The organism is Erwinia sp. GW821-FHT03D09 (genome assembly GCF_059420805.1).
Genome location: NZ_JBWKUK010000007.1, coordinates 185,991 through 212,409, shown reverse-complemented (window position 1 = coordinate 212,409; position 26,419 = coordinate 185,991). Strand labels below are relative to the sequence as shown.

The following is a 26,419-nucleotide window of genomic DNA, read 5'->3' as shown; positions in this document are numbered from 1 at the left end:
TGAACCGAACCCTTACTGATTCAGGCTTACTTTACGCGTGAAACGTATTCGCCAGAACGGGTATCAACTTTAATCACTTCGCCAATCTGTACGAACAGAGGCACTTTCACTACCGCGCCGGTGCTCAGCGTAGCTGGCTTGCCGCCGGTACCTGCGGTATCACCCTTCAGGCCAGGATCGGTATCGATGATTTCCAGCTCAACAAAGTTTGGTGGCTGAACGGCGATTGGACGACCGTTCCACAGAGTCACGATGCACTCCGCGTTATCCAGCAGCCATTTTGCCGCTTCGCCTACGGTCTTCGCCTCAACAGGGTGCTGTTCGAAGGTTTCCGGGTGCATGAAGTGGAAGAACTCACCGTCGTTGTACAGGTAGTTCAGGTTGGTATCTACTACGTCAGCGCCTTCAGCGGAGTCGGTAGACTTGAAGGTTTTCTCTACACGAGTACCGGTCAGCAGGCGACGCATTTTTACGCGCGCGAATGCCTGGCCTTTACCTGGTTTAACAAACTCGCTGGCTTCGACAGCATAAGGCTCGCCTTCGAACATGATTTTAAGACCGGGACGGAAATCGTTGCTAGAATAAGTCGCCATAAAGGCCCTCTACAATTTTATTACTGGTACTAAGCCAAAAAAATGGCACACATTGTAACCCTAAATACCCCTGCACGAGAAGATTGGTTGCATCAACTTGCCGATGTAATCACCGATCCCGATGAATTACTGCAACTTTTAGCGTTGCAGAATGACCCTGAGCTCGCTTCAGGCCATGGCGCACGCCGGCTTTTCGCACTCAGGGTGCCAAGAGCGTTTGCTGCGCGCATGCGCAAGGGCGATCCGCAGGACCCTCTGCTGCTACAGGTGATCACCTCACAGCAGGAGTTTGTTGATGCGCCAGGTTACAGTACCGATCCGCTGGATGAGCAGAGCAGCGTGGTGCCGGGTCTGTTACATAAATATCGAAATCGTGCGCTGTTGCTGGTTAAAGGCGGCTGTGCCGTCAACTGTCGGTACTGCTTCCGCCGCCATTTCCCCTACGAAGATAATCAGGGCAATAAGCGCAACTGGCAGCAGGCGCTCGAGTATATCCGACAGCAGCCAGAACTGGATGAGATTATTTTCTCCGGTGGCGATCCTTTGATGGCGAAAGATCACGAACTGGACTGGTTAATCGGCGAACTGGAGCGCATTCCGCATATTAAGCGCCTGCGTATTCACAGCCGCCTGCCGGTGGTCATTCCACGACGCATTACCGAGGCGCTCTGTCAGCGGCTGGCGCAGTCGCGTTTGCAAACGCTGCTGGTGAGCCATATTAACCACGCTCAGGAAATTGACGATGACCTGCGTCACGGTATGCGTATGCTAAAGCGTGCAGGCGTAACGTTGCTGAATCAAAGCGTGCTGCTGCGCGGTGTGAACGACAGTGCCGCTGCACTGGCTGCGTTGAGTAATGCCTTGTTTGATGCTGGTATCCTGCCGTACTACCTGCACGTACTGGACAAAGTTCAGGGCGCTGCGCATTTCTATGTTGATGACAACCGGGCACGCGCTATCGTGCGTGAACTTCTGGGAATGGTGTCGGGCTATCTGGTGCCGACGCTGGCACGAGAAATTGGTGGCGAACCGAGTAAAACTCCGCTCGATTTACAGCTGCGGCAGGAATAGCAGGGGCCAACAGAACAGAGAGTTGCCTCAGGACTGAAATAGTGGGTGGATGGCAATCCACCCCATTCACTCCGGTATGCCTTACGGGCACTTATAAACCTGGCCGCTCATTTTACTGTCGAGTGGGGCGAAGCTGGACCAGATATTCTGCGTTGGGCTGGTAGCCCCATAAATCACGTTACCGCCCATCTCCGCCGCACGGTTGCGGAGGTCATTTGCCGCGCCGCGCAGAGAGCTACCTTCCCCGCCGGAACCAGAGAACCAGTTGCTCTGAGAACCAGTCACGTTACCCAGAAGCTGGCAGCTGCTGGCCGGTTGCTGATCGGTAAAAGTGACGCGCTCGCCCGCAGAACTCAGCGTGTTAGATGAGCTACAGCCTGCCAATAACAGGGCCACTACAGAAAGTCCCAGCAAGTTAATCCGCATTTTTATCCTCGTTTATTATCATCAGAGTCAGGTCAGAGCGTAGCGGAAATCACTCGGATTTCTTAGCCATCCTTGCCCCGCAATTCATCAGCTTAGCTAGTGCGACATTGACTTTACTATTTTCCCCCCAAAAAGAAAAACCCCCTGTCAAAGACAGGGGGTTTAATCTCACACGGGGGGAGGAATTACATCATTCCGCCCATACCACCCATGCCGCCCATACCGCCAGCACCGCCTAAGTCAGGCGCGTCGCCTTTTGGCAGGTCGGTCACCATGCACTCGGTGGTGATCATCAGGCCAGCAACAGATGCCGCGTACTGCAGAGCAGAACGGGTAACTTTGGTTGGGTCCAGGATACCGAAGTCGATCATGTCGCCGTATTCTTCAGTCTGTGCGTTGTAACCGTAGTTACCTTCGCCCGCTTTCACCGCGTTGGTGACAACAGATGGCTCTTCACCGGCGTTGGACACGATCTGACGCAGTGGCGCTTCCATTGCGCGCAGCGCAACTTTGATACCCACGTTCTGGTCTTCGTTCTGGCCACGCAGTTCCAGCAGCTTAGAAGCCACACGAACCAGCGCCACACCACCACCAGCAACCACGCCTTCTTCAACCGCAGCACGGGTCGCGTGCAGGGCATCTTCAACGCGAGCTTTCTTCTCTTTCATTTCAACTTCAGTTGCTGCGCCCACTTTCAGAACGGCAACGCCGCCTGCCAGTTTCGCTACGCGCTCCTGCAGTTTTTCACGATCGTAGTCTGAGGTTGCTTCTTCGATCTGCTGACGGATCTGAGTAACACGGCCAGAGATAGCCGCTTCGTCACCGGTACCGTCGATGATGGTGCTGGTGTCTTTGTTGATTACAACGCGCTTAGCCTGGCCCAGATCTTCCAGGGTGGCTTTTTCCAGTTCCATACCGATCTCTTCAGAGATAACGGTACCACCGGTCAGCACAGCGATATCCTGCAGCATCGCTTTACGACGATCGCCGAAGCCAGGTGCTTTAACCGCAGCCACTTTCACGATGCCGCGCATGGTGTTAACAACCAGCGTTGCCAGCGCTTCGCCTTCAACATCTTCAGCCACGATCAGCAGTGGTTTACCGGCTTTCGCTACCGCTTCCAGTACTGGCAGCAGCTCACGGATGTTAGAGATTTTTTTGTCAGCCAGCAGGATGAATGGAGATTCCAGCTCAACTGCGCCAGTTTCTGGCTTGTTGATGAAGTAAGGGGACAGGTAGCCACGATCGAACTGCATACCTTCAACCACATCCAGCTCGTCCTGCAGGCCGGTGCCTTCTTCAACGGTGATAACGCCTTCTTTGCCCACTTTTTCCATCGCCTGAGCAATCAGTTCGCCCACGGTTTCGTCGGAGTTAGCAGAGATAGTACCAACCTGAGCGATAGCTTTAGAGTCGGAGCAAGGTACAGACAGTTTTTTCAGCTCTTCAACGGCTGCAACAACGGCTTTATCGATACCGCGCTTCAGATCCATTGGGTTCATGCCAGCAGCAACGGCTTTCAGGCCTTCGTTAACGATAGACTGAGCCAGAACGGTCGCAGTGGTGGTACCGTCGCCCGCAGCATCGTTAGCTTTAGAAGCCACTTCTTTCACCATCTGTGCACCCATGTTCTCGAACTTGTCTTCCAGCTCGATTTCACGCGCAACAGACACACCGTCTTTAGTGATGGTCGGTGCACCGAAAGATTTATCCAGAACCACGTTACGGCCTTTCGGGCCCAGGGTAACTTTTACTGCATCTGCCAGTACGTTCACGCCGCGCAGCATTTTTACGCGAGCGTCATTACCGAATTTTACGTCTTTAGCTGCCATTTTCTAATTTCCCTTAAATTCGTTAGGTTCAGTGAGTTACGCGTAAATTACGCTTCAACAATCGCCAGGATGTCGTTTTCAGAGATGATCAGAACTTCTTCGTTGTCGATCTTCTCGGTTTTTGCGCCGTAGCCTTCGTTGAAAATTACTACGTCGCCAACTTTCACATCCAGCGGCTTCACTTCGCCACTTTCCAGGATACGACCGTTACCTACAGCCAGCACTTCGCCACGGGTGGATTTACCCGCTGCGGAACCGGTCAGCACGATGCCGCCTGCAGATTTAGATTCAACTTCTTTACGTTTAACAATCACACGGTCGTGCAGTGGACGAATTTTCATTGATAGCTCTCCTTTGAGAAGTCCAATCAGTCTTTTGGGATGAATGCCGGGCTTCGCTCGAAGCTGGCCTCGTGACGGAAGAGATAAGGACGGAACACCGCCCTTTCAAGGGCTGGAAAATATTTTTTTTGCTTATGTCGCCGTTCGCGTAGTTTTTGAGCAGTTGGCGGTGAAAAAAACGGCGTGACCATCAGGTCTACGCCGCCAGGGATTGCGACACAACAGGCTTAACGCCGGCCGTCGCGATCGTCATGTTCGATCAGATTATTCTCTTTGCGCTCATATTCACCGTCAACGGTAAACCCACTGCCGCCGTTAGTCCGGCCGCCCCCCCAGACACGCAGATGCGGCATCAGTTTCAGCGTCAGGTGCTTCTGCACCGGCGGCAGCAGCAGTAGCAGCCCCAGGAAGTCAGTGAAAAATCCGGGGATCAGCAGCAGGAAGCCCGCCAGGATCAGCGAAACGCTTTTGACCATTTCGGCAGCAGGGCTCTCGCCCGCGTTAAGTTTTTGCTGCATCAACATAAAGTTTTTCATCCCCTGGTTTTTTACCAGTGAGATACCGATACAGGAGGTAAAAATCACCAGCAGCATGGTGAGCAAGACCCCCAGGACGTGGGCAACCTGAATAAAGAGCGAAATCTCTATCCAGACCAGCACAAAAATTACTAAGAACGGTAACCAACGCACCGTATTCTCCTCTGTTAATGGCCATCCCGCTGTAAGCAGGACGGCAGAAAATGGCGATCCAGACGATCGATATTATAGAAGATGGGAGCGCGCCCCCCCGTTTTCAACCATTAATGTGGAAATTCATCCATCCTCATCTTTTGCCGAAGCGATCACATATTATTGAAGTTGTATGAAACGACTAGCGGTTTAAGTGATCTGGATTCAGGCTTTTGCCTGGCAACAGAATATGATCTGTGCCTGAGCGGTTATGAATGGATAAAATACGGCTCAGGGCGTTTAACGCCACGATAATCCCCCGGTGACCTGATTCCGAGCTGGTTATTGTTGCTGAAATTCGTTGTACACGGACAGTACGCAGGATCAACTCCGTGCTGACGAAACGATCAGTACCTGTTGCCAGAGAAGGCAGGCGCTTAAATTGTGAAGATTTCCCGGCAGTTCTAACAAGAAGGTTCTCATGGCTAATAACATTCGTATCGAAGAAGATCTGTTAGGTATACGTGAAGTTCCGGCGGATGCTTACTACGGTGTTCATACTCTGCGTGCGATTGAAAACTTCTACATTAGTAACAGTAAAATCAGCGACATTCCCGAGTTTGTTCGCGGCATGGTGATGGTAAAAAAAGCCGCCGCGCTGGCGAATAAGGAGCTGCAAACCATCCCTCGCAACGTCGCCAATGCGATTGTCAGCGCCTGTGATGAAGTGTTGAACAACGGCAAATGCATGGATCAATTCCCCATCGATGTGTACCAGGGGGGAGCCGGCACCTCGGTGAACATGAACACCAATGAGGTTCTGGCGAATATTGGTCTTGAGCTGATGGGCCACCAGAAAGGTGAGTATCAGTACCTGAACCCAAACGATCACGTTAATAAATGTCAGTCTACCAACGATGCCTACCCGACCGGCTTCCGCATCGCGGTATACAGCTCAATCCTCAAACTGCTTGATGCGATTGCTCAGCTGAGCGAAGGCTTTCAGCGCAAAGCGGTCGAGTTTCAGACAATTCTGAAAATGGGCCGTACCCAGCTACAGGATGCGGTGCCGATGACCCTCGGCCAGGAATTCCATGCATTTAACGTGCTGCTAAATGAAGAGATCAAAAGCATTCTGCGCACCGCCGAGCTGCTGCTGGAAGTGAACCTGGGCGCAACCGCCATCGGCACCCGCCTGAACACCCCGGACGGCTATCAGCAGTTGGCCGTGCAGAAACTGGCTGAAGTCAGCGGCCTGCCGTGCGTTCCTGCAGAGGACCTGATTGAAGCGACCTCCGACTGCGGTGCTTACGTTATGGTGCACAGTTCGCTGAAGCGCCTGGCGGTAAAACTGTCGAAAATCTGTAACGACCTGCGCCTGCTCTCATCCGGCCCGCGCGCCGGCCTGAACGAGATTAACCTACCGGAACTGCAGGCGGGCTCTTCCATCATGCCGGCCAAAGTTAACCCGGTGGTGCCGGAAGTGGTCAATCAGGTCTGTTTCAAAGTGATTGGCAACGATATTACCGTAACGATGGCCTCAGAAGCGGGTCAGCTACAGCTGAACGTGATGGAGCCGGTGATTGGTCAGGCGCTGTTTGAATCGGTCCATATCCTCACTAACGCCTGTTACAACCTGCTGGAAAAATGCGTCGATGGCATCACCGCTAACAAAGCGGTATGCGAAGCCTACGTGTTTAACTCTATCGGGATTGTGACCTACCTCAACCCGTATATCGGCCACCATAACGGCGATATCGTCGGTAAGATTTGTGCCGAAACCGGTAAGAGCGTACGTGAAGTGGTGCTGGAGCGTGGCCTGCTGACCGAAAGCGAGCTGGATGACATTTTCTCTACCCAGAACCTGATGTTCCCGGTCTATAAAGCAAAACGCTACACCGATGAAAACTAACAATAAGCGATTTACCCGATAGCCCTTTTAAGGCACGTCAGTTCAGCGAACGACGTGCCTTTTTACTTTCCAGGGTCTACAAATCATTAACAATTTATTATCAGTAATTTAAGGAGCACGTGATGTTGCTACCCGAGCTTGTCGTTGTCCTGCTGGCCATCTACCTTGGTGCCCGGCTGGGAGGGATCGGTATTGGTTTCGCCGGTGGTTTAGGCGTGCTGGTGCTGACCCTGGGGTTCCAGATAAAACCCGGTGCCATTCCCTTTGACGTGATTGAAATTATCATGGGGGTGATTGCCGCCATTGCCGCGATGCAAATAGCCGGAGGGATGGATTACCTGGTCAACCTGGCCGAGCGTCTGCTGCGTAAACACCCGCGCTATATTACGTTTCTGGCGCCGCTGGTGACCTATACCATGACGCTGCTGGCGGGTACCGGCCACACCGCATTTTCCACCCTGCCGGTGATTGCCGAGGTAGCGAAGGAGCAGGGCGTGCGTCCTTCCCGTCCGCTGTCGATTGCCGTGGTCGCCTCACAGATCGCTATTACCGCCTCCCCTATTTCCGCCGCCGTGGTGTTTCTGGCCGCGCTACTGGAACCGAAGGGCGTCAGCTATCTCGGGCTGCTGGCAGTGGCGATTCCCTCAACGATGGCGGCTATTTTTGTCGCCGCGCTGGTGACCAATTTCCTGGGTAAAGAGCTGAAAGACGATCCGGTGTACCAGGCGCGCCTGGCGAAGGGCGAAGTGACGCTGCGTGGTGCCAGCGTGTTTAAAGAAAAGCCCGGGGCGAAGCTCTCCGTGACGCTGTTCCTGGTCGGCATTGTGGCGGTGGTGTTCTACGCAACGGCAATCAGCGACGCTGTCGGCCTGATCCAGAATCCGGTCCTGCCGCGCAATGAAGCGATTGTGGTGTTTATGCTGACCGTTGCCACGCTAATCTGCCTGACCTGCAAGGTCGATACCGGCGAGATCCTCAGCGCCAGCACCTTTAAATCCGGCATGAGCGCCTGCGTCTGCGTCATGGGCGTTGCCTGGCTGGGAGACACCTTTGTAAAAGCACACATCGGCGAAATCCAGAGCGTGGCCGGTGAGCTGCTGGACAGCTACCCGTGGATGCTGGCGATCGTGCTGTTCTTCGCCTCCACGCTGCTCTATTCTCAGGCGGCCACCACCAAGGCGCTGATGCCTGCCGCACTGATGCTCGGCGTATCACCGGTCACGGCGGTCGCCTCCTTCGCGGCGGTATCTGCACTGTTCGTGCTGCCGACCTACCCGACGCTGCTTGCCGCCGTTGAAATGGATGATACCGGTTCCACGCGCATTGGTCGCTTTGTCTTTAACCACTCATTCCTGATCCCCGGCACCCTGGCGATTATTCTCTCCGTGGCGTTTGGCTTCCTGATTGGGCATTTAGTGCTGTAGTTCACCGCACAGCGGGCCGTTCTTCAGCGCGTGCGGCCCGCATCACCCCATCGTTATCATCCTGATAACAGCCATCCCCCGGATTGCCATGCTATCATCTGCGCTTGCAGTACAAAGAATAGCCGACAGAACCGCTCACCGGTCTGTTTCAGCCCCAAATGGAGAGAGCAAACACCCATTATGATCCCACGAATTTTGACTTCTTTTTTACTGCTGCTGTGTACCCTGTTCAGCATCAGTGCCAGTGCATCGCTTTTCGGCCAGGGCAATAACAGCCAGTTTGTGCCGGTTAATCAGGCTTTTGCGTTTGACTTTACTCAGCAGGATAATCAGCTCACTCTCAGCTGGCAGATCAAACCCGGTTACTACCTCTATCGTCAGCAGATGCATATCAGCGTGCAAAACGCCACGCTGGCGCAGTGGGATCTGCCTGCCGGTAAACCGCATGAGGATGAGTTCTACGGTAAAACCGAAATCTACCCGGAAAGCCTGACGCTGCCGTTCACCATTCAGCAGGCGGATAGCGGTGCACAGCTCACCGTCACCTATCAGGGCTGCGCCGCCGTTGGATTCTGCTATCCGCCGGAAACTCGCAGCGTGCCGCTTAGCGCCGTCTTCGGGCAGGAACCCGCTTCCGCGCCGGGTGCATCCGTCGCGGCGCCGCCTGCTGAAGCGTCGCCGGTTGCAGCCGATAACCAATCCGCGGTTAACGAGTCACCGGTTGCCGCCAGCAATGCGTCCGCTACCGCAACGCCTGTGGATGAGCCCTCCTCGCTGCCGTTCTCCCCGCTGTGGGCGTTACTGATTGGCATCGGCGTGGCATTCACCCCCTGCGTATTGCCGATGTACCCACTGATTTCCGGCATTATTCTCGGCGGCAGCCGCAAATTCAGTCTGGGCCGCCTGTTTATGCTGGCGATGATCTACGTTCAGGGCATGGCGCTGACCTATACGGTGATGGGTATTGTCGTTGCGGCCGCCGGGCTGCGTTTCCAGGCGGCGCTTCAGGCCCCGGCCGTGCTGATCGGCCTGTCGGTGCTGTTTATCGTGCTCGCCCTGTCGATGTTTGGCCTGTTCACACTGCAGCTGCCTTCCGCGCTGCAAACCCGGCTGACTCTGTGGAGCAATCGTCAGCAGGGCGGATCGCTGCCCGGCGTCTTCCTGATGGGCGCGCTGGCCGGATTAATCTGCTCCCCCTGCACGACCGCACCGCTGAGTGCGATCCTGCTGTACATCGCGCAAAGCGGCAATATGCTGGCGGGAGCGGGCACGCTCTATCTTTATGCGCTGGGGATGGGCCTGCCGCTGATTGCCATCACCCTGTTTGGTAACCGCCTGCTGCCGAAAAGCGGCCCGTGGATGCAGACGGTGAAAGAGGGCTTTGGCTTCGTGATCCTTGCCCTGCCGGTGTTCCTGCTGGAACGCGTGATCGGCGACGTCTGGGGACTGCGGCTGTGGAGCCTGCTCGGCGTCGCCTTCTTCGGTTGGGCATTTATCAGCAGCCTGAAGAGTAGCCGCGGCTGGCTGCGTGTAATTCAGGTGATCCTGCTGGCGGCGATGCTGATTGCCGTACGCCCGCTGCAGGACTGGGCGTTTGGCACTCAGGCAACCCGTACTGAGGCCGCACACCTTAACTTCCAGCGTATCAGCAGCGCGGCACAGCTCGACCAGCAGCTACAGGCCAACGGTGGCAAAGTCACCATGCTCGATCTGTACGCGGACTGGTGCGTGGCGTGCAAAGAGTTTGAGAAATATACCTTTAGCGATAAGCAGGTGCAGTCAGCACTGAGCAACGTGCAGCTGCTGCAGGCCGATGTCACCACGAACAGCAGTACGGACAGCGCGTTACTGCAGCATTTACAGGTACTGGGACTGCCGACCATCCTGTTCTTCGATGCCAATGGTCACGAGATCCCAGGTTCACGCGTCACCGGCTTTATGAAACCGGATGATTTCCGCCAGCATTTGCAGAAAGTGACACCATAAACAACACTAAGGTCTTATTGCGCATCCGTGGCGGTGCCAGACCGGAACAGAAAAGGAGAGCCAATTGCAGCGTGAACAGGTACTCGATCATGCCCTGAATATCCTCGAGAAATACGGATTGGCGGCAACAACGTCTCTTTCCATGCTGGTCGGAGAGCTGGATTGCTCCGAAGAAGAGATTAAACGCTTCTGGCCCGATCGTGAAGCGTTGCTGTATGACGCCCTGCGCTATCACGGCGAGCAGATCGATGTCTGGCGGCGCAAGCTGTTGCTGGATGACAGCCTCAGCCCCGGGCAAAAACTGCTCGCTCGCTACCAGGTACTGGCAGACGCGGTTAATAACCAGCGCTATCCCGGCTGCCTGTTTATTGCAGCCTGTAGCTTCTATCCACAGGCCGACCACCCTATCCATCAGCTCGCTGAACAGCAGAAAAAATCCTCATGGCAGTATACCCACGAGCTGCTGAATACGCTGGAAGCAGAGAATTCCACCCTGGTTGCTCATCAGATGGAATTGATTCTGGAAGGCTGCCTGTCTCGCCTGTTGGTCAAACGTCAGGTGCAGGAAGTTGAAATCGCCCGCAGGCTGGCAGAGGACGTTCTCGCTATCGCCATGTGCCGCAAAAACGGCGCGCTGTCCTGAACACCTTTTGCACCATCAGAGCAAAAAGCAGGCAGTCGGCGGGGATTCAGGTATTTTTTATGACAAAGCCGTTGACGTCGAACGGCCATTACGGTTTAATGCGCCCCGTTGCCCGAATAGCTCAGTCGGTAGAGCAGGGGATTGAAAATCCCCGTGTCCCTGGTTCGATTCCGGGTTCGGGCACCAAAATTTAGTTTCATGATGTCCTTATACATCCTGAAACGTTATAAAATCAGTTAGTTAAAGAAACCTGATGGCACTGAAAAGTTCCGTCAGGTTTTTTGACATCCATAGTTTTTAGGGGCTTAATTGGGGGCCTGTTGGTTCGATAAACTACGGAGCCCCCAATGCCTCTCACCGATACCGCCATCCGCAACGCAAAGCCGCTCGATAAACCTTACAAACTCAGCGACTCGCAGGGCCTGTACCTGCTCATCAAGCCCAACGGTTCAAAACTCTGGCATCTTAAGTACCGCTTTGGCGGCAAGGAGAAGAAGCTGGCGTTTGGCGCTTACCCGACCGTTACGCTGGCTAATGCGCGTAAGCTACACGAAGAAGCAAAAGCCACTCTCAGCGCAGGCAACGATCCGGGCGTGAAAAAGCAGCAGGAAAAACAGGCGGTGACGGTGCTGAAACAGCTAAAGCTTCTGTCCGGTAACAGCGAACTGCTGTTTCCCGGCGATCACGATCCGAGCAAGCCAATGAGCGAAAACACCATCAACAAGGCGCTGCGGGTGATGGGTTATGATACGAAGGTGGATGTCTGCGGCCACGGTTTTCGCACGATGGCCTGTAGCGCGCTGATTGAATCCGGGCGCTGGTCGAAAGACGCCGTGGAGCGGCAGATGAGCCATCAGGAGCGTAACAACGTTCGTGCCGCGTATATCCACAAGGCGGAGCATCTCGACGAGCGCACGCAGATGATGCAGTGGTGGTCGGATTATCTCAACGCCTGTCGGCAGACGTTTGTTGCGCCGTATCGGTATGACAAGAGAGTTCAGGTGGCCTGAGTCCGTTAAGGAGTCACACAGAAAAGCAGCTCCCGGCGGAACTGCTTTTTTATTTGCACCAGTTAACCCGGATAAACGTCGATCTGCGCCAGCTCCAGCCTTTTAAACCCTTTGGCCCTTTCCGGGCTGGCGCTGTTACCCTTAGCGCACCTTTACCCCTTCAGCCCTTTTTCCTTTGCTGGCGGATCGCTTCATGATTGCACCAGAACAGGAAATTATTCCTCATCACGAGCACGCCGCCCGTAGACCTGAGCCACATAACGCCCACGCCCGTCGCCGTGGCCCAACCCCATAGCGACCATTGCCAGCGCTTCCTTCTCGCTGAATCCCGGCGCCAGATAATGGCGGATCGCGTCCTGCGCCCAGGCGTAACGCAGTGAGTGCGGGGAATACGCGCCAGTCAGTCCGGCGATGGTCGCCTGTTTATGCCAGTAGTTCATAGCCGATTTGAGATCGGGTCTGTCGATCAGCCTGCCATTACGCTGTTCTGCAAGCGTTAACGCATTCTCCAGCGCCCTTCGGACTGCGCCAGTATCCAGAATCACCGTTTCGCGGGGCCGCCCGCCTTTGGTGCCGTAAACCACGGTCAGCCGCGTTTCTCCGCGATCAACCGCCTGCTTCCACGTTCTCAGCGACTGCGCGCTCTGCACCGCTTCCTGCGAGCGCAATCCCATCAGCCTTGAAAGCTCCAGAGCTGCCGCCAGACCAGCGTCTTTATCCCGGGCGGCCGCGAGCACATGCTGGTAATGCTCCGGCGTGATGGCCTGCTGCGTACCGCTACGCGATGCCCCCGCCAGTCCTAATGATTTGTTGGTCAGACGCGAATGTTCCGCCACCTGACTGCGCCCCGCCTGTTGCAGTACAACCTGGCGGCAATGCAGGTCGCAGCCCGTAAGTTAAAGGCGCTGGTTTGTCAGCTGGCGCAGGAGTTACCGGGCAATACCCGATGGGATGAAACATCGACCAGCGAACTGGTGCAGTGAAGGATAGCCTCTGCCGAAGATATTTTGCGGCCCGGTAATTGCAGAAGTTTGCACCGGTAGGGTTGACCATGCTGACCGTCAGGTCAGGCGCTGCTTGCAGGTCTGAGCGCGGGTGCTGTCAACGACAGCGTGGAGCAGGAGGGAGCTTACACCCGGTCAGCACGCATGAAAAGGGGAAACCTTTTTTCTGGAAATTGAGTTGATTGTGGATTTTTTCGCAACTTTATGAATGGAAATCTGCCGCGCTTCGCTTGCCCTCTCCCGATCTTCTGACAGCAAATCAGTCAGAAGATCGGGAGAGTCTGTTTTGTTTTAGCGGTGTTCAGGCTTCCGGTAGCGTGAAGGCCAGATCTGCTCTGGCGCAACACCCAACTCTTCAGCGATCAGCCGTTCACCTTTGGGCCAGTGCCTGCTCAATGCGTTTGCCAATGTAGAGGATGACAGACCTGCTTTACGGGAAACAGCAGCAAGTGATGTTCCCTGTTTTTTCAGTGCCGCGATAATATCGGCGGAATGCCAGTCCGGTTGCACCTTATTCATGCAGTCACCTCATCGATAAACTTCACGCCGTCGGCTGTGCGGATCCAACGCGGGGCTTTCATTTCCGCAGCGAAGTAGTTGATCAGATCGTACAGCAGCCAGCTAAGATATTTCTCCGTTTCAGAGGAAAATCCCTGCCCTGCCAACGTTTGCGTCAGGGCGAGGCAGTAGCGGCAAAGCTCTGTACACTCAGGATCGAAGCGAGGAGAACTGGCGGGCAGCGTATCGACGGTCAGGCTTTCAATAAGATGGGGAGGAACCGGATCGAGCAGCGTGGGCTGTAGTGCCGAACGATTCAAACAAAAAGTACTCACTGAAAAATCATCAAATAATGCAGCGCTTGTTAGCTTAGATATTCTGAAAGAAAAATCGGCAACTATTTTCTCGGCAAGCCCGGAAAAAAGACAGAAACTACCGTTAATTAACGCACAACCGTTAATCGATATAGCGTCGTCCGATATTTTACAAAAAGCTATAGTAGGTAGTCAGGATATTGATATTGCCGCCATGATTAACCGGTTAGGCAACAGTGACTGGGTCAAGCAAGGCATTCATTTCCATCAGCATAATGATGATATTTGCCCTTTCTGCCAGCAGCCAACCGATAAAACATTCGCTCAAAACCTTAAAGATTTCTTTAATGAAAGCTATGAGGCTGAATTGGGTGCAGTAACACAACTGGCAGATAACTACCAGCGGGTTATTGAACAAATTATATCGACTCTTGAGACGATCACTACCCTACAATCCGTCCATTTAGACCCTGCTCTTTTCGATGCTTCTTCCCGCGCATTAAAAGAGCGAATGGAAAATAACCTTAAACTTATTCAGACAAAACAGCAGGAGCCCAGCAGAAAGATAATGCTGGAGCCACTGGGTGAGTTTTTAACGCCATTAAGTGAACAGCTCGGCGTAGCCAATACGGCGATAGATCAGCATAACCTTACGGTTGATAATTTGCAGACAGAGAAAAGGCAGCTTATTGCGCAAGTATGGAAATTTATTCTGGAGGAGCTTAAACCCCATCTGGATAGCTACGAGGCCACGAAAACCCGCCTGAAAAATACCATAGATGGAATGACATCCAGCCTGGAAGAGAAAAAACGCAGGCGAAATGGTGTTGATATACAAATTAAGGCACAAGAAAAGCAGTCCACATCAATAATCCCTACCAAAGACGCCATTAACACTTTACTCCATTCATTTGGTTTTACATCATTTAGTATTGATGTTGTGGATGAAAAAGGTCATTACAAGATATGTCGCAGCAACGGAGATGATGCCAGCCGTTCGCTTAGTGAGGGTGAGAAAACATTTATTACATTTTTATATTTTTATTCACTAATTAAAGGTGCGCAGGAAGCATCCGGGATAACGCAGTCCAGAGTAGTGGTTTTTGATGATCCCATTTCCAGCCTGGATAGCGACATTCTATATATTGTCAGCAGTCTGATTAAAGGTATTTTTGAAGAAATAAGAGACAATAAGGGATCTATTAAACAGGTATTTATATTGACGCACAACGTCTATTTTCATAAAGAAATTAGCTATCATCCCAAGCGTCCCCATGATGCCTCTTTGGCTGAAGAAAGTTTCTGGCTGGTGAAAAAACAGGCAGACACCTCATACGTAGAGAAATGCAGCTGTAACCCGATAAAATCTGCCTACGAGTTGCTTTGGGAAGAGGTGAAAAAGCCTAACCCCACCAGTATCTCGTTACAAAACACCCTACGCCGCATTCTGGAAAACTATTTCACTATGTGGGGCGGAATGTCAAAAGATACCGTATGTGGGTTATTTGAAGGCCGAGAGAAGTTAATTTGTCAGTCTTTATTTTTTTGGGTAAATGATGGTTCTCATTCAATGCATGATGACCTATATATTAATCATGGCGACAAAACGAATAAGGCTTATTTACAAGTATTTCGGAACATTTTCAAAAAAGCTAATCAGGATGGCCACTATAATATGATGATGGGAATAACTGAAGACGCACTTGTATCAATATATGAACCCGCGTAATGAAAAAGTTATTAGTTTGAAATTCAAGCACTGCTTTAACATAGCCCCCATCTGATTTACAGATGGGGAATTATCACAAATCAGGAATAAACCCTTCTTCCCGCAGAACCTTAATCACCCCACGTATCAGATACGAGTTAGAAAACTTTGCCGTATAGCTACGAGCCCCCTCTTCTACTGGCTGAAGCAACCCCCGCTCAATCAGCTTACCAAGCTGATAAGTCACCTGCGCCGGTTTCAGATCGGGCAAAACAGAGCGTAGATCGCCTGCTTTTATCGTACCCAACGCAACAGAACGTTTCAGCACCTTCGATTCCAGCGGGTTTATCAGCCCTCTCTCCGACGAAAAATCGATCGCCGGATACAGGATCTTCTCGCTCAGGAAAGCGTGGTTTGTCAGTTGATCGACTTTCTTCAGCTCAGATGACATCCCCGAAAGCACATATAAGCACCATTCTTCCAGCCCCTGCTCCGTTCCCTTATCAGCTAACGACAGCATGGCGTAATAGCGTTCACGGTCGTTACAGAATACCGCGGTCGGATTGAGTACCCGACCACCCACCTGAACATTAAAACCATACTTGATAAGCAACGCATAGGTCAGCAACCTGACCGTTCTGCCATTACCGTTGCCAAAAGGATGTATCCAGCCAAAGCGATGATGCACCAGAGCAATCTTCATCAGATCGTACTTTGGCTTATCGGCACGGTTAATAAAGGTAGTCAGTTCCGCCATATAATCAGCAACATGGATATGATCCGGCGGTAAATGGTCAGACTGAGCGATACTGACATTATGTTGTCGATATGCGCCGGGCGTTCTATCGCCTTCCTGTTGTAGCCCGACTACCGCCAGACTATGCAACTCGCGGATAAAATACTCCGTTATGTCATCGCCATTGTTCAGATATTCGTCGATGAACTCCATCGCGGCTTCAATGTTGTTGATTTCTTTGAGCTGGTCTGTCGAACTTTGGGTTCCTTCAACCTTGCTTTCAACGTAGTCGGCAAGCGTGGTGTGGTTTCCTTCAATCCTTGCAGAGCCAAGACTCTCCAGCATGTGAAAAACGGCCTTCAACTGCGCAAACAGGATAGGGTGAACATCGGTTTCCAGCCGCAGATGCCGGAGTAACTCCAGCTCCGTCAGCGCGTCAACCAAAGGAGAGTCAAAACTCGGGTTCAGCAGCGAGAGTTCAAAGTGATTAAATTGAGCCATGATGTTTAGTTATCTCAACTGATGCATGACGGTATCTCAAAAGTATAGCAAAAATACCAATTTAATCCATAAATTAGAAATAACATCGCTTATAATTATCTCAAAAACCATTATCCAACATATCAAATGTAAGTTTAAAAGATGTTCAACACGAAGGGAGATCGGGCCTTGCCTGCATAATGCAGTACGGATGTTTTATCACCAGTTTAAAGTCGATTTTTAGCGCCGTAATGTGTAAAGTTCTGACTGTTATATGTGGACCTGACTCCACACACAACGGATCCCATCCCTTTAAACAACGATTTTTCGTGATAATTATCACAAAAAAAAAGCAATTTCTTATGGGGGCTCTGCTTGAGAGAAATACTAATAAAAACAATAATAAACAGAAAGTTAATTGTGGATATGATTTCGAGTCCGGCACCAAAATCAAAGAACCCGCCTAACGGCGGTTTTTTGCTTTTTAGGGGTCCGGTCGATTTCTGGTCACGTTAACGACTCATGTCATTACTGTGCTTCTGCCATCCAGCCTGAGCATTTCTCTTGAGCAGTTACCCGCCTTTCGGGTCGCTGTGACGTTACCTGCCACACCTCAATTTGCCAATACACACTATTCCCACCCTATGCCATGGCCTCTCAGGCAATCATTCTGAATGTGCTTAGGTACCTTTCCTGCACCTAAAGAAAACGATGAACTCGCAGCCAAAAGCAAACGTAGCAACGGTGGCGTGAATTTGCTGCGCCGACGGGCTGCGTCGTCGGCGCTTTTGGCTATTTGCGCGTTTCGGCCAGGTCGAAGCGCAATGGGAGGAGGCAGTCCATCCCATTAACTGGAAGTCGAAATACGGCGGCATGGAAGCGTCTGATATTAAAAAGATCAAGGATCTTGAGGACGAGAACCGACGTCTTAAACAGATGTCTGCCGATCTCAGCCTTGAGAACCGGGCACTGAAGGATGTTATCGAAAAAAGCTCTAAAACCAGCCTTTAAGCGTGAGCTGGTAACGCATCTGATAACGACATTCGGACTCAGCATTCGTCAGGCCTGCCGGAGTCTGAATCTGAGCAGAACGGTTTACCATTACCACCCGGATACCGCTCGTGACGAACCTGTTATTTTCGCATTACAGGCGGCGGCCGAACGGTATCCACGCTATGGTTTTCCCAAATTGTTTCAGGTTCTGCGACGGCAGGGATACCCGTGGAATCATAAAAGGATCCATCGTATTTACTGTCTGCTTAAACTGAATTTTCGCCGCAAAGGTAAACAGCGTCTGCCGGTGCGTCATCCCGCCCCGCTGGCTACACCTGAAGCTTTAAACCAGAGCTGGTCCGTTGATTTTATACATGATGCTCTGATTTGCGGTCGTCGTTTTCGTACATTCAATGTTGTTGATGATTTTAATCGTGAGGCGTTGTCGATCGAAATAGACCTGAACCTGCCAGCCCAGAGAATAGTTCGTGTACTCGACAGGATCGCGGCTGACCGGGGATTTTCGATGATGCTTCGCATGGATAATGGTCCGAAATTTATCTCGCTGGCACTGGCTGAATGGGCAGAGAAACACGCAGTAAAACTGGAGTTTATTCAGCCGGGTAAGCCGACACAGAACGCTTACATTGAGCGCTTTAACCGGACATACCGAATAGAAGTACTCGATTTTTATCTGTTCAGAACACTGAATGAAGTACGGGAAATCACGGAAAAATGGTTATTAGAATATAACTGTGAACGCCCGCATGAATCGCTGAACAATATGACACCGGAGGAATACCGACAGCACCATTATTTGACCGGGATCTCAAAAAATGCATGGAACTAAAACGGGTCTATTTACATCAGCACTACCTCTTAGTATAAAATAAAAATATAATAGCCCTCTCACTTTTTCTTCACCGTAGCAAACCTGCTACCAGAATTACTTTTACCCTTCGTTTAAGCGAAGAGTAAATAACCACATAATAAATAAGTGTTATTTAGTTTTATCCTGCACGAAAGAATAAATAGTACAACTATCATGTAGCTATTAATTGTCTTCATCTATTATTTAAACACTAACGATAGACGACCCTGACAATCTCTTACACTAAGCGGTGATTTTTTCCTATAGGATAAAGACCAAAATGGTACTAAAATAGCATGAGAGGATATGGAATGCCAGTGGGGATCTTAAAAGAGTCTAAATATGAAATATTGGCGATCTTGAGAGAAGAGTGCAGAGTTAAATCTGAAATAGACATTTATCATCAAGGAGAATTGTGGGCAGCAAATATCAAAAAGGTTGATTTCTCATGTTTTTATATTAATCCTGATGATTCAAATTTTTCATCGATTACGGATAACGCTGAGTTTTATTTTGTATTACATAGTCAGTTAGGAAAAATTGAGTTTAGCGCTGTACTCAGTACCGAAAGCGATCGTCAAAACACCGCCAATGCCGTTGCTTTTTTTTTGCCTGATAGCATTAACATTTTGCAACGTCGCTTAACACAACGCATACGCGTTAAAAACGATTCGGGATTTTTCTGTTCGGGTCGGCATAAGAGCGGTGAAAGTTACAGATTTACTATCAACGACCTTTCTGAAGGAGGATGCTCATTTATATCTGAATCCTTCAAAAAAAAGTTTATGGATAAAGGAATGGTATTAGACAATGTTGAGATTTCACTTGCAGAATACGGTATTATCGTCATCAGCCTGAAAGTGATTAACGTCACGCCGGTATATCAGGACCGTTCTCATGAACGAAGTACATTTCGCATCTCCTGTAAATTCAACTATAAAAACCCCGACACTAAAAAGTACATCGAGGACACCGTATTAAAGATAACCGTCGATCAGAAGCTTAAGTCCCGACGATTGTAGCCATCAATAACCTTTAAATTTTAATAACATATTATGTATTCTGATTGTCATTGCCGTAGGTAATGACATATCAAATAAAACTGACACCTGAAAAATAATGAGCAATACGATGCTTAACGATACGTTATCTCGTCGTGACATAGCCATTCGTTATGTCTATCAGAAAATGTTCTCCCCTGAAGGCAAGCTGGTTGCCGTTGAGTGCCTGAGCCGCTTTGACCGAAACGCTGTCTCCCCCGAGGATTTTTTTCGCAGTGTAAACAATTCATTACGTGAAGATATTTTTATCGAGCAGCTCGCACAGGCAGAACAGCACAGGGACTGGTTCCTGGAAAACGCCGTGTTTCTGACTATCAATATCGACGATCATATCCTCTCGCTTCTGCAGCGTAATGATATTGCGGAACGAATCAAGCAGCTGGATTATGTCCATTTTGAGGTCGCTGAATACTCAATAAGTTTACTGAACCACGCGCTGGCGAACCATTTGTTACCGTTAAACGTCCAGCTCTGGCTGGATGATTTTGGCTCCGGCTATGCCGGTATTAGTGCTATTCGCGGTTATCATTTCAATTACGTAAAAATTGACAAGGAATTTTTCTGGCATTTAATAGAAAAAGAGCACGGACGCCAGCTAATGCAGGCGTTAATTGCATTTCTGTCGAGAAATAACCACCGGGTGATTATCGAAGGTGTAGAGAGCGAAGAACATCAACGCTGGCTAAGCGGCATGGAATGGTTTGCAATGCAGGGGTTTTACTGGCAGGAAGTCAGTATTGAACAGCTGGTGCAGGAACAGGTCGTTAATTAATATGCCGGAGAAATCCGGCATCACGTTGCGTTATTAATTATAAACCAATTCCAGCGTTGCCAGGCTACTAATCGGTCCGCTGGTCACCTGCTGCGGTGAGGTGGTCACGTAGCCAATATAGTAGGTTAATACGCCACTGCCTGCCGGTTGTTCCCGTATCTGAACCTGATTCTGCTGTGGGTCGGCCGGAACAATTTTATTTTCCGCCGCCAGCGTGCTGCCGTCATTGGTCGCCAGAGCCAGATAAATATGGCGCGCACCGTCGGGTAAAATATTGTCCAGGTACTCCGCACTGGCATTATTCACCGCGCTCATTCCTACACCACTAATCCAACGTACGCTGACTACCGGAAACGATATTTGCCGATCTTCCCCGCCAGGCAAATTTAGCTGGCACTTTGACAGTTCCAGCGTAAAAGCCTGCGGCTTCATAAATGCCCCTGCTCCTCGCTGATGAACTTCAGTAAGGCTGACCGGCGCCAGCCAGATATTACCGCTGCCAGCGTTATTACTGCCATTCAGTGCCACGCGGCATGACGTATCACTGACTCGCCCGCGAAAATCGATCCGTCCATCATCATAGAAAGGCATCTTCCCCTGGGCTGAAAAGGCGGTTAAACCGCAGCCCAGCAGAATCATCCGAACGATCTTTTTAAGGGTTAAATACGATAACGATTCGCTCATATCCACCTCCCGGATTAATCGTACGTCAGGTTAAAGACCATATGGGATGCCACTTCACCGGCCGAGGTCGTCGGCAGATACTGATAGAAACGGGCGCGGTACGGCAAGGTGATATAGCGCGTTTCCTGGCTCTGTAAGGTTCCGATACTGTATTTTTTATTGAATTCGATTGGCGTTCCGTCTTTCAGCACCTGCACCCCGATCCCTTTCGCCGCTGAATCGCCGATTTTCTCGTTAATCAGCGCCCCTGTGGTCGCGGTGGTGCCGGTGGCCAGATTCCCGGAGAACGTGGTATTGATATTCGCAAATCCGGCGGTGCTTAAACCGCCGCTGCACTGCAGCTGAATATTAAAATCTTTGCCGCCCGCGGTCGTACCAACGCCGTTTAAATCGGAACGTTTAATTGTCCCCAGTTCCACGTTCATATTCGTGCCGCTCAATACCGTACACGAAGGCGAAACAATGGTAATCGCATCAGCGCTCAGATAGGTTTCCAGCATAGGATTATTACCATTTTCCAAATCGTAGGTGGTATATTTCCCTGCCGCCAGCGTTCCACTCCCGGTGGTGGTGGCGGTTTTAATAATTTCCAGAGTAAATCGCGATCCCTCAAGCGTATAGATCGTTTTTTGCGTCGCCGTTGGGGAATAAATACCCGGGTAGACGATATTGACCCTCTCTCCACCGCGGCTGAACCGCATGCCAATCCCCGGCACGTTGGTAGAGAACACTTTGTTGCCAAGATCCGTGCTGCCCGCCTGCGTTATCTTCCCCACAAAGCGATTGACTCCTGGTGGACAGAGATAGCTGGGGCCCTTAGCCGCACTCATCGTCCAGTTCCGGGTGGCAATCACCGCCCCTACCGGCAGATCGGGCATCACCACCACCCTGCCCACCGCCATATCCAGCTGCACCGTCGGCTGGGAAAGGAAAGTACAGGCTGCCCAGGCAGACGTTGTGCCCATCATCATCAGCCCCATCAAGATAACCAGCTGTTTACTCAGCGACATACCCGTTCCTTATTATTTTCCTGGCCCAGCTCAACGGAACACTCTCCGCCGCTCCACTTCACCACAGCTCGCCGTGCGCTGGCGTCGCTGATAAACAGCATGCTGCCCTGGCCTACTACGCCAATCGCCTTCCCGTCCGCATCGTAAACAGAGGCGGCAAACGGCAGCGGCGTATGGTTTGCCTGCCGGGCATGCAGCGTGATGGTGTTCTGAATTGACGTATTGAAGGAGACTTTCACTACGCTGTCCTCCCACGGCACCACCTGAGCGACCGTACGCTCGAAAGCGACGTCGTCACTGCTGCCTTTAGGATCGATTTCCACCGCGTTGATACGATAAGGGCGCAGGTACGGCAGCAGCGCATAACCGTTCTTATCCACGCGCGTTCCCGGCGCCCCAGGCAGCTCGGCACCGGCGGCGTCTTTCGCCTCAATCAGCGCCATGGTCGTGCCGGTCTCCGGCGACAGGACAATACCGCCGCTGTGGGCAACCAACGTACCGCTGCCGCCCAGCCCGCTCTGGCGATAGCCTGCGCCCTGGCTGTAGCTGCCGTTCCACGTGGCTAGCGGAGTGCGGTAGCTGCCATTCAGCGCCACATCATGTTCACCACCCCTGGAGGTAGTGGTAGAAATGCCGTAATTCAGGTTATTACTGCTATCCAGCGAGCCGTTCACGCCAATCTGCGAGCTGACGAAATTCGAGTTATTAAATGAGGTATTCGAGGTCAGGTTAGCCGTGCGGCCCTCGCCAAACCACAGTGGATAGCTGAAGTTGAGCGATACGCGATCGTCACGGCTGTGGCCGGAACTGTCCGGGGTATAAACGCGCTGAGCGCCCACCGACCATGACAGCCGGCCAAACATATTGTTGTAGCTGAGCTGATACTGCTTCTCGGTGCCGGAGCGGTTCCAGTAGTCCGAGATACGACCGCTAAGATAGAAACCGCCCCAGCCGTCCGGCAGGCTCTGGTTCACGGTAAAAGTCAGTCCGTTTTTCTGCCGCCACTGGGTGTAATTACTGTCGTAGTACTTCTCTTGATCGACCGCAAACAGCGCGTCGTTCAGGTTGTAATAGCCTTTGGTGGAGTAGCGATAGGCCGCCAGCACGATGCTGGTCTGGGTCTCGGTGAACATCCTGTTAAAGGTGGCGCGGTAGCTCTGCCCGTTTTCATTCAGTGTGTCGCTCTTCAGCCGCGACTGGGTGATATCGAAGGAGAGCGCGCCGAAGCCGGTATTCATCCCGGTACCGAGCAGGAAGGCCTGATAGTCATTAAAGCCGGTGGCGCCAACATAGCCAGTAAACAGGTTACTCAGGCCGTGCTGCCAGGTGGCCTGGTACAATACGGGCCGATTGCGCAGCGAGCTGTCATCGACCTTACCGGCGGAGAGCGCATAGCGCGTCATCCCCGGGCGCAGCAGCTGCGCCACTGAGGCGTAAGGCACGTTAAACACCTCAGTGCTGCCGTCAGATTCTTTCACCGACACTTCCAGATCGCTGCCGTAACCGGAAGGATAAACATCTTTCAACACAAACGGCCCCGGTGGCACCGAGGTCTGGTAAATCATGTTCGCGCCCTGACGGACCGTTACCAGCGCGTTACTCTGCGCCACGCCGCGGATCTCCGGTGCGTAAGAACGCATCCCGTCCGGCAGCATATTGTCGTCGGTCGCCAGGTTCACACCGCGCACGCCAATGGTGTCGAAGAACTCGCCGTTGGTGAAGATTTGCCCCGCGCTGACGATGGAATCTATCTGCGGCAGCGGCCGCTGTACGTAGGTCTGGTTACTGCTCCAGCGTGCCTTGCCCTGCTGCTGCTGCCAGTTCAGATTCCCCACATGCTTCAGCAGCCAGCCGTCCCAGGAGAATCCCGCATTGATGCCCAGATAGGCGCTGTTGTTATCCGAACTTTCACCAGCCGAAGCGTGGCTGGTCCAGGTGTTCGCCATCCAGCCCAGGTTCAGCGCGGGAATGCCTTTATCCCAGAATTCCGGGCTGACGAAGTTTTTAAAGCGCTGATCTTCATAGATTTGCGGCACGGATATTTCCAGCCGCAGAGAGGACTGGATCAGGTTATCTTTAATCGTGTCTTCGCTGCGCCACGCCTGCAGACGGCCACAGAAACCTTCCTGCTGGCTGAGCGTGGGGTTGAGCTTCTCGGCGGCAATACCAAATTTCGCGAGCTGCGCGCGGGTGTAACAGATCCCCATTTTCCCGTCTCGATCGCGGGTGACATTGAGATCGTAGCGCCCTTTCCACTCGCCGTTGGTGTACACGTCAAGTGAGTAGGTTCCCTCGGTGATGGCGCTGGTAGAGAATCGTGACAGATCGACTTTTTCACGGCTGCCGACGATAAAACCGTCGTTAAAAGTGTAGGTCGCCCCTGGGTTTTCCTGTCCGCTGGAAACTAACGGCAAGCCGCAGAACGCAATTACCATCGCCACGCGTAAACTCCCCGGGCAGAATGACTTCTGCTTCATTATTTTCACCCTTATTGAACGGCGACTTTCACAGCAACATCGGCACCATAGTCATTGATATTGTTAACAGTCAGCGTCTCGCCTTTCCTCACCGACGCGTTCAGCGCAATCACCTGGCTTGACTTCGGGGCAAGCATCACCGTTTTGCCGTTGAGCGGCTTGGTGCCGTCGCGCGAAATGCGGCTGACGGTGATATAAAACGGCGTGGGGTTCGATACCGATAAGCGATTCCCGCTGGCCGAGAGTGTGAGTTTTTCCGCCGCCGCATCACGATTGCCGAGGCCTGCCGGGCGATAAATAAATTTGAACCGTGAGCGAATCGCCAGCTGCAGGACGTTTTGCCCTTCATTTTTGCCGCTAGCAACCACCGGGGGAATTTCCAGCAGGTTCAGCCACCACAGCGTCTCTTTATCTTTGGCTAATCCGGCATCACTGCCGAGTTTGATGCGCAGCGTCTGGCCGCTTTTGGCATCCACGCGGGAAATTGGTGGTGTAATAATAAATGGCGTGGTGATGGTATCCGGCGTAGCGTCGGGATTACCGTTATCCAGCCAGGTTTGCGCCAGCGCTGGGCGATCGGCGGTGTTAGAAAGCTGCACCGTTATTTCTTTTTCATTTCCCGGATAAATAAAGCGGGTGCCGTTGACAATAATATTGTTGGCGCTGGCTGCAACGCTGAAAATAGAAAAGAAAAAAAGGGCAATCGACTTCATGCTAACCTCAGAATATAAAAATAAGCGGCAGCGCGTGCCGCTTTATCACTGTTTAAAACTGCTTATTAAGGCCGTTTTAATTTCAGGCAGTAATTACTGGTAGGTAATTTCGTAAGTCGCGTAACTGTTAACCACACCGGTGGTTACAGTAGACGGGGTGCTGGTGGCGTAACCCACGATATATGTGAAGCGTGCACCGTCCTGTACGGCAGTGGCGTCACCGGATACTTTCGGCTGGGTGCTGTCGCCCGGGATGATTTTGTTGGTCAGCGCGGTTGCGCTGTCGGTAGCCAGAACCAGCTGGATGTTTTGAGCACCGGCAGCTTCGGTGTTCGCCAGGTAGCCCTGCTGTTTGCTGGTTGCGCCAGCCAGCAGATTACCGCCGGTCCAGTTCACGCCCAGCTTGGTCAGATCGTCCTGCGCGCTGCCGTCAGCAGCCTGGCAGTTAGACACGTCGATGGTGAAAGCTTTTGGTTTCAGCAGCGTATCGGCCGATGCGCCTTTCACTTCAGTTAAGGTCACTGGAGACAGATAAACATTGGCATCGCTGCCCTGGCCATTAACGGAAATAGTACAAGAAACATCGGTCACTTTACCGAAGAAATTAACCTGACCACCACCTACATTCTGATCCGCCGCATTAGCTGCAGACAGGCCTAAAAACGCGGTCGCCATTGCGGCGGAAAGAATTACCTTTTTCATTGCTTATCCTTGTCGGAGAGAGTTATTTATCAATTAGCCTACAGTGGCCCTGCACAAAGCCATCGGCTTTTTGCCATACGTACTTGTGCAACGGTGAATAGAAACTTCAACTGACCGGAAGCCGCAAGACTAAAGCGTCAGATAGCGAGCCTCGTTAAGGAAAACTCGTTAATACTGTCGGCGTCAAAGAATGCTATTTCGTCGACAAATATACATTTGTTCACATCTCTCTGGAGACTATTTTAAGAGCTGATGACTATTAATTTTTAAGGAACAATCGCTAAAATTAATAATAAAAGTGAAAAAGTGGCGATTTTTCAACCAAAAAATAAGCATATTAATGTCTTTTAAGGAAAAAATGTTACCGCTGCGTCCGCCGTCATCGGGCGGGCAGCGCCTTAAAATAGCGGGTGAACAGGCGGGTGAACGATTGTTGGCTTTCAAAACCGTAGCGCAGCGCAATACCCGGAACGGTCAGTTCGGTCAGCCA

At 51.7% G+C, this 26,419-nt stretch carries 22 protein-coding genes, 1 tRNA gene and 3 pseudogenes; 12 read left to right on the top strand and 14 right to left on the bottom strand.

The genetic code is table 11. From position 1 onward, the window contains the following. Positions 1–26: 26 nt before the first annotated feature. Entirely contained in the window at positions 27–593 is a 567-nt protein-coding gene (gene efp / locus AC07U6_RS09125; protein ID WP_494764009.1) for an elongation factor P, read from the bottom strand. A 42-nt stretch (positions 594–635) separates the two neighbouring features. Here efp and epmB point away from each other — a divergent pair, with 42 nt between their 5' ends. Next, positions 636–1,664 carry an EF-P beta-lysylation protein EpmB gene (gene epmB / locus AC07U6_RS09120; RefSeq protein WP_494764010.1) on the top strand — a complete coding sequence of 343 codons (1,029 nt, stop codon included), beginning with the start codon at positions 636–638 and terminating at the stop codon, positions 1,662–1,664. An 81-nt stretch (positions 1,665–1,745) separates the two neighbouring features. Here epmB and AC07U6_RS09115 read toward each other — a convergent pair whose 3' ends face one another. The 4 genes from AC07U6_RS09115 to AC07U6_RS09100 form a co-directional block, all read right to left on the bottom strand. Beyond that, on the bottom strand, positions 1,746–2,090 hold the full coding sequence (locus AC07U6_RS09115; RefSeq protein WP_494764011.1) for a DUF4156 domain-containing protein: 345 nt from the start codon (positions 2,088–2,090) through the stop codon (positions 1,746–1,748). A 185-nt stretch (positions 2,091–2,275) separates the two neighbouring features. Next, positions 2,276–3,922, bottom strand: a complete 1,647-nt coding sequence (groL, locus tag AC07U6_RS09110; RefSeq protein ID WP_494764012.1) for a chaperonin GroEL — start codon at positions 3,920–3,922, stop codon at positions 2,276–2,278. Positions 3,923–3,969: 47 nt separating this feature from the next. Beyond that, positions 3,970–4,263: a co-chaperone GroES gene (locus tag AC07U6_RS09105; RefSeq protein ID WP_105592113.1), complete on the bottom strand. Its 294-nt coding sequence runs from the start codon at positions 4,261–4,263 to the stop codon at positions 3,970–3,972. 227 nt (positions 4,264–4,490) lie between these two features. Beyond that, entirely contained in the window at positions 4,491–4,952 is a 462-nt protein-coding gene (locus AC07U6_RS09100; RefSeq protein ID WP_494764013.1) for an FxsA family protein, read from the bottom strand. Positions 4,953–5,412: 460 nt separating this feature from the next. Between AC07U6_RS09100 and aspA the strand changes: the two genes are divergently transcribed. The 6 genes from aspA to AC07U6_RS09070 all read left to right on the top strand — a co-directional run bounded on the left by aspA (position 5,413) and on the right by AC07U6_RS09070 (position 11,906). Beyond that, positions 5,413–6,843 carry an aspartate ammonia-lyase gene (aspA, locus tag AC07U6_RS09095; protein ID WP_105592115.1) on the top strand — a complete coding sequence of 477 codons (1,431 nt, stop codon included), beginning with the start codon at positions 5,413–5,415 and terminating at the stop codon, positions 6,841–6,843. 122 nt (positions 6,844–6,965) lie between these two features. Then, a complete protein-coding gene (locus AC07U6_RS09090; protein WP_494764014.1) occupies positions 6,966–8,267 on the top strand; it encodes an anaerobic C4-dicarboxylate transporter in 1,302 nt (433 codons plus the stop codon). Positions 8,268–8,447: 180 nt separating this feature from the next. After that, complete coding sequence (locus AC07U6_RS09085) at positions 8,448–10,253, top strand: protein-disulfide reductase DsbD (protein WP_494764015.1); 1,806 nt, start codon at positions 8,448–8,450, stop codon at positions 10,251–10,253. A 64-nt stretch (positions 10,254–10,317) separates the two neighbouring features. After that, a complete protein-coding gene (gene dicD / locus AC07U6_RS09080; protein ID WP_494764016.1) occupies positions 10,318–10,896 on the top strand; it encodes a division control transcriptional repressor DicD in 579 nt (192 codons plus the stop codon). Between the two features lie 110 nt (positions 10,897–11,006). Further along, positions 11,007–11,082 (top strand) — tRNA-Phe (locus AC07U6_RS09075). 161 nt (positions 11,083–11,243) lie between these two features. After that, positions 11,244–11,906: an integrase arm-type DNA-binding domain-containing protein gene (locus AC07U6_RS09070; RefSeq protein ID WP_494764017.1), complete on the top strand. Its 663-nt coding sequence runs from the start codon at positions 11,244–11,246 to the stop codon at positions 11,904–11,906. A gap of 215 nt (positions 11,907–12,121) precedes the next feature. Here AC07U6_RS09070 and AC07U6_RS09065 read toward each other — a convergent pair. After that, positions 12,122–12,775: pseudogene (locus AC07U6_RS09065) on the bottom strand (integrase domain-containing protein); the annotation flags it as partial. Between AC07U6_RS09065 and AC07U6_RS09060 the strand changes: the two are divergent. Then, positions 12,731–12,889, top strand: coding sequence for a hypothetical protein (locus AC07U6_RS09060; RefSeq protein ID WP_494764018.1), 159 nt, complete (start codon positions 12,731–12,733; stop codon positions 12,887–12,889). The pseudogene AC07U6_RS09065 and the gene AC07U6_RS09060 sit on opposite strands and share 45 nt — an antisense overlap. Positions 12,890–13,201: 312 nt before the next feature. On the opposite strand, the gene AC07U6_RS09055 is transcribed toward AC07U6_RS09060, so the two are convergent. Both AC07U6_RS09055 and AC07U6_RS09050 read right to left on the bottom strand, forming a co-directional pair. After that, positions 13,202–13,429 carry a helix-turn-helix domain-containing protein gene (locus AC07U6_RS09055; protein ID WP_494764019.1) on the bottom strand — a complete coding sequence of 76 codons (228 nt, stop codon included), beginning with the start codon at positions 13,427–13,429 and terminating at the stop codon, positions 13,202–13,204. Continuing rightward, positions 13,426–13,713 (bottom strand): annotated as a pseudogene (locus AC07U6_RS09050) (hypothetical protein); the annotation flags it as partial. The gene AC07U6_RS09055 and the pseudogene AC07U6_RS09050, both read right to left, overlap by 4 nt. On the opposite strand from AC07U6_RS09050, the gene AC07U6_RS09045 reads away from it, so the two are divergent. Continuing rightward, positions 13,703–15,451: an AAA family ATPase gene (locus AC07U6_RS09045; protein ID WP_494764020.1), complete on the top strand. Its 1,749-nt coding sequence runs from the start codon at positions 13,703–13,705 to the stop codon at positions 15,449–15,451. The pseudogene AC07U6_RS09050 and the gene AC07U6_RS09045 sit on opposite strands and share 11 nt — an antisense overlap. A gap of 73 nt (positions 15,452–15,524) precedes the next feature. Here AC07U6_RS09045 and AC07U6_RS09040 read toward each other — a convergent pair whose 3' ends face one another. Next, positions 15,525–16,667: a Fic family protein gene (locus AC07U6_RS09040; RefSeq protein WP_494764021.1), complete on the bottom strand. Its 1,143-nt coding sequence runs from the start codon at positions 16,665–16,667 to the stop codon at positions 15,525–15,527. A gap of 828 nt (positions 16,668–17,495) precedes the next feature. Here AC07U6_RS09040 and AC07U6_RS09035 point away from each other — a divergent pair. The 3 genes and pseudogenes from AC07U6_RS09035 to AC07U6_RS09025 form a co-directional block, all read left to right on the top strand. Further along, positions 17,496–18,489: pseudogene (locus AC07U6_RS09035) on the top strand (IS3 family transposase); the annotation flags it as partial. 332 nt (positions 18,490–18,821) lie between these two features. Then, positions 18,822–19,532, top strand: coding sequence for a flagellar brake protein (locus AC07U6_RS09030; protein WP_494764022.1), 711 nt, complete (start codon positions 18,822–18,824; stop codon positions 19,530–19,532). Positions 19,533–19,629: 97 nt separating this feature from the next. Next, the gene (locus tag AC07U6_RS09025) at positions 19,630–20,343 is read left to right on the top strand and encodes an EAL domain-containing protein (RefSeq protein WP_494764023.1); all 714 of its coding nucleotides are present in this window, start codon (positions 19,630–19,632) and stop codon (positions 20,341–20,343) included. A gap of 33 nt (positions 20,344–20,376) precedes the next feature. Here the strand turns inward: AC07U6_RS09025 and AC07U6_RS09020 are convergent, their stop codons facing one another. The 5 genes from AC07U6_RS09020 to AC07U6_RS09000 form a co-directional block, all read right to left on the bottom strand. Then, positions 20,377–21,027 carry a fimbrial protein gene (locus AC07U6_RS09020; protein WP_494764024.1) on the bottom strand — a complete coding sequence of 217 codons (651 nt, stop codon included), beginning with the start codon at positions 21,025–21,027 and terminating at the stop codon, positions 20,377–20,379. A 14-nt stretch (positions 21,028–21,041) separates the two neighbouring features. Next, a complete protein-coding gene (locus AC07U6_RS09015) occupies positions 21,042–22,037 on the bottom strand; it encodes a fimbrial protein (protein WP_494764025.1) in 996 nt (331 codons plus the stop codon). Further along, positions 22,028–24,514, bottom strand: coding sequence for a fimbria/pilus outer membrane usher protein (locus tag AC07U6_RS09010; protein ID WP_494764026.1), 2,487 nt, complete (start codon positions 24,512–24,514; stop codon positions 22,028–22,030). The genes AC07U6_RS09015 and AC07U6_RS09010 overlap by 10 nt, the downstream gene beginning before the upstream one ends. A gap of 11 nt (positions 24,515–24,525) precedes the next feature. Next, a complete protein-coding gene (locus AC07U6_RS09005) occupies positions 24,526–25,227 on the bottom strand; it encodes a fimbrial biogenesis chaperone (RefSeq protein WP_494764027.1) in 702 nt (233 codons plus the stop codon). Between the two features lie 93 nt (positions 25,228–25,320). Continuing rightward, positions 25,321–25,929, bottom strand: a complete 609-nt coding sequence (locus AC07U6_RS09000; protein ID WP_494764028.1) for a fimbrial protein — start codon at positions 25,927–25,929, stop codon at positions 25,321–25,323. Positions 25,930–26,419 lie beyond the last annotated feature (490 nt).

Coding starts and splice junctions, on each gene's coding strand:
- efp (WP_494764009.1), bottom strand. CDS start 593: ATGGCGACTTATTCTAGCAACGATTTCCGTCCCGGTCTTAAAATCATG.
- epmB (WP_494764010.1), top strand. CDS start 636: ATGGCACACATTGTAACCCTAAATACCCCTGCACGAGAAGATTGGTTG.
- AC07U6_RS09115 (WP_494764011.1), bottom strand. CDS start 2,090: ATGCGGATTAACTTGCTGGGACTTTCTGTAGTGGCCCTGTTATTGGCA.
- groL (WP_494764012.1), bottom strand. CDS start 3,922: ATGGCAGCTAAAGACGTAAAATTCGGTAATGACGCTCGCGTAAAAATG.
- AC07U6_RS09105 (WP_105592113.1), bottom strand. CDS start 4,263: ATGAAAATTCGTCCACTGCACGACCGTGTGATTGTTAAACGTAAAGAA.
- aspA (WP_105592115.1), top strand. CDS start 5,413: ATGGCTAATAACATTCGTATCGAAGAAGATCTGTTAGGTATACGTGAA.
- AC07U6_RS09090 (WP_494764014.1), top strand. CDS start 6,966: ATGTTGCTACCCGAGCTTGTCGTTGTCCTGCTGGCCATCTACCTTGGT.
- AC07U6_RS09085 (WP_494764015.1), top strand. CDS start 8,448: ATGATCCCACGAATTTTGACTTCTTTTTTACTGCTGCTGTGTACCCTG.
- AC07U6_RS09070 (WP_494764017.1), top strand. CDS start 11,244: ATGCCTCTCACCGATACCGCCATCCGCAACGCAAAGCCGCTCGATAAA.
- AC07U6_RS09060 (WP_494764018.1), top strand. CDS start 12,731: ATGTTCCGCCACCTGACTGCGCCCCGCCTGTTGCAGTACAACCTGGCG.
- AC07U6_RS09055 (WP_494764019.1), bottom strand. CDS start 13,429: ATGAATAAGGTGCAACCGGACTGGCATTCCGCCGATATTATCGCGGCA.
- AC07U6_RS09040 (WP_494764021.1), bottom strand. CDS start 16,667: ATGGCTCAATTTAATCACTTTGAACTCTCGCTGCTGAACCCGAGTTTT.
- AC07U6_RS09030 (WP_494764022.1), top strand. CDS start 18,822: ATGCCAGTGGGGATCTTAAAAGAGTCTAAATATGAAATATTGGCGATC.
- AC07U6_RS09025 (WP_494764023.1), top strand. CDS start 19,630: ATGAGCAATACGATGCTTAACGATACGTTATCTCGTCGTGACATAGCC.
- AC07U6_RS09020 (WP_494764024.1), bottom strand. CDS start 21,027: ATGAGCGAATCGTTATCGTATTTAACCCTTAAAAAGATCGTTCGGATG.
- AC07U6_RS09015 (WP_494764025.1), bottom strand. CDS start 22,037: ATGTCGCTGAGTAAACAGCTGGTTATCTTGATGGGGCTGATGATGATG.
- AC07U6_RS09010 (WP_494764026.1), bottom strand. CDS start 24,514: ATGAAGCAGAAGTCATTCTGCCCGGGGAGTTTACGCGTGGCGATGGTA.
- AC07U6_RS09005 (WP_494764027.1), bottom strand. CDS start 25,227: ATGAAGTCGATTGCCCTTTTTTTCTTTTCTATTTTCAGCGTTGCAGCC.
- AC07U6_RS09000 (WP_494764028.1), bottom strand. CDS start 25,929: ATGAAAAAGGTAATTCTTTCCGCCGCAATGGCGACCGCGTTTTTAGGC.